The organism is Hydrocoleum sp. CS-953 (assembly GCF_002260545.1).
GTDB lineage: Bacteria > Cyanobacteriota > Cyanobacteriia > Cyanobacteriales > Microcoleaceae > Trichodesmium.
In genome coordinates, this window is sequence record NZ_LGSU01000279.1 from 1 (window position 1) to 2,615 (window position 2,615).

The 2,615-nt window shown below is 36.2% G+C and carries 1 protein-coding gene; it reads right to left on the bottom strand.

The window, feature by feature from the left end:
• Positions 1–258 precede the first annotated feature (258 nt).
• The gene (locus AFK68_RS02515; protein WP_094671370.1) at positions 259–2,394 is read right to left on the bottom strand and encodes a pentapeptide repeat-containing protein; all 2,136 of its coding nucleotides are present in this window, start codon (positions 2,392–2,394) and stop codon (positions 259–261) included.
• Positions 2,395–2,615 lie beyond the last annotated feature (221 nt).

Genomic DNA, 2,615 nt, shown 5'->3' on the forward strand with positions numbered 1-2,615 from the left:
AACTATAACGTTATAGTTCTGTAGTGTTTAACCCTCAAAAATTCCTAAGTCCTCGATGATAAGTTTTTGAAATAACACAAAGCTTCTCATTTTTTTATTCTAATTTAGTCAAGACTTAGGGAGATACACTAGACATAGAGTAGAAAAACTATAACGTTATAGTTCTGTAGTCTTAAACAGTCCAAAATTTCTAATTTCTCAATGATAAGTTGTTAAAATAATAGAAAGCTTATAATTCCCATTTCTCCTAACTACTCCCTACTCCCTACTTTTACATTTTTCGTGAACTCCTCCCTGTTGACAGATGTAGTTAATTTGATCGGGGTTTAAGTTCTTGGCAAAATTGAAATTAACTCCTCTCAAATGATCCGATTTGAATGTATCTAGTGGAGTGGCCAAAAATTGCTCTGCTTGAGTAGGTTTTGGAACTGCCAATTTTGCCCCTTTTAAATCAGTTCCATTTAAGTTTGCTCCTCGCAAATCTGCCAAACTTAAATCTGTATTTCTTAAATTAGCATTTTGCAGTTGAGCATTCCGAAAGTTGACATTAGTTAACTGGGCTAAACTCAGGTCTGCTTTTTTCAAATTAGCTCTACTGAAGTTTGCTCCTGATAAATTTGATCCTTGCCAGTTAGACTCTCTTAGATCGGATGATTGGAAACTAGCACCTTCAGCTTTGACTTTACTTAAATTAGCTCTGTATAAATTAGCTTCTGATAAATCAGCACTTCCTAAATCTGCACCAGTAAAACTCGCCTCTCTTAAGTTTGCTCGGTGTAAGTCAGTTTCAATTAACTTGGCACTACTTAAATTTGCTTTTTTCAGGATAGAATCTGGCATTCTAGCTTTACTAAGAGTTGCTCTAAACAAATCTGCACGTTGCATGACAACTGGACCTAATACAGCACCCATTAAATTGGCTTCTATCAGATTTGCCCCACTCAAATCAGCAATTGAATCATCAAAAGTTCCTAAACGATTATCTTTTCCTGGTCCGTAAAAGCGACTATTCTTAAAACTAGCTTGATTCAGAATAGCACCTCTGAATTTTACTCCAGATAAATCCGTATTTTCTAATATCAAAGTAAAGCTTGCTGGTGTAGAAGTCACTTGGCCTAAATCTACTCCACTCAAATCAACATCTTTAACCAAGCCACTGTAAACTTTGAGAACCTTGGCGATCGCCTTTTGAGTTGCCCTTAGTCGTAGAGATACCAAAAGTTGTTCTTGAGAATTACCACCATAACTTAAAGAATCCAGATCATTTTTCAAAGCTTGATTTAAGCGACGTAGTTCTGGTAGGACTGTTGGTCCAGCACTGACCAAAGATAGTTGAATTCCATCAAGTATACTTGGTTCCTTTTCTTGTCCCAACAAATCTACTAATAATGGTATTGCGCGGGGATCTTTAGTCGAACCCAAGGCTAAAACTGAAACTCGTCGTTCCTGGGGTTTAGTGGAAGTTAAGGACAACTTGTTAACAAGAGCCAGAAACATATCATTATCTTGTTGTTTAAACTCCCGCCAATTTGCTTGATTTTGAATATAGACGTGAGTACCAAAAATAGTCCCCAAAACTGAGACCATACCTACAGTAGTCACAATTAGTAAAGTAATACCAGGATTTTTTCGTATCCAAGGCCATAAATAAAAACTTTCTGATTTTTTTTCAGTCAGAACAATTGTTGCTATAGAAATTTGTGTTTCAGTATCACCTAAACTAAAAGGATTAGAATCCAATTGACCAGAATTCGCATCTACAACAAAAGTATTTCCTAATTTATCGTGTCCAGTGCGACGTAGTTTATTAAAACGAACAAAATAAATATCAATGAAGGATGTTAATCCTCCCAATAATAAAAGGATTCCCAAAGAAGGAAATGCTCCTGTCATGCGCCAAATTAAGTAGGCAGTTCCCATAGGTAATCCCCATTTTCCCACACCCTCGCGAATCAAGGTTTTTTTCCAACCTGGAGAATTTCCTAAAGCTGCCACAACTCTCACTTCAAACCAACGCTTAGGCAATGTTTGACCTGTTGTGGCTAATAAATATAACTGCCAAGCTACAATTACTGGAGGAGCTAATAATGCTCCAGACCATAGTAGATTAGCTAGAGGGGTTACTTTTTGATAACGGTTTCGTAAAGGAATTCCGAAAGTATTGGCAATTACTTCTGTAGTTTTTGCTACAACTGGGTTAAGAGGAACAGATTTGTTGCCTATATTACCTAACTGACCGAGCCAAAATGGAACTGTTCCACTCACTACAATGAGAGATACTTCCGTAGCCCAAGCACCACATCTACGAACCCAGATTGGTAGTTGCTTAGATTTTAACTGCCACGATGTCTCTGGGTTATTATTAATCCCTGAATCACAAGTCGGGCTTGTCATACTTTATATATTTACTTTAATATTTTCAACTTTTAGATTGACTATTTTGCATCGTCAGTATGGTATTATAACTAAATTTACCTGTTTTTAGCCTTGATTTTTGATTTTCCTAACTAGGAACAAATAGGGGACTAATTTTACATTGAAACTGGTTTTGTCTCTACTTTACCCATACTTGATCGAGTTATCTGTTATCTCTAAATATTATTAACAGATAAAAT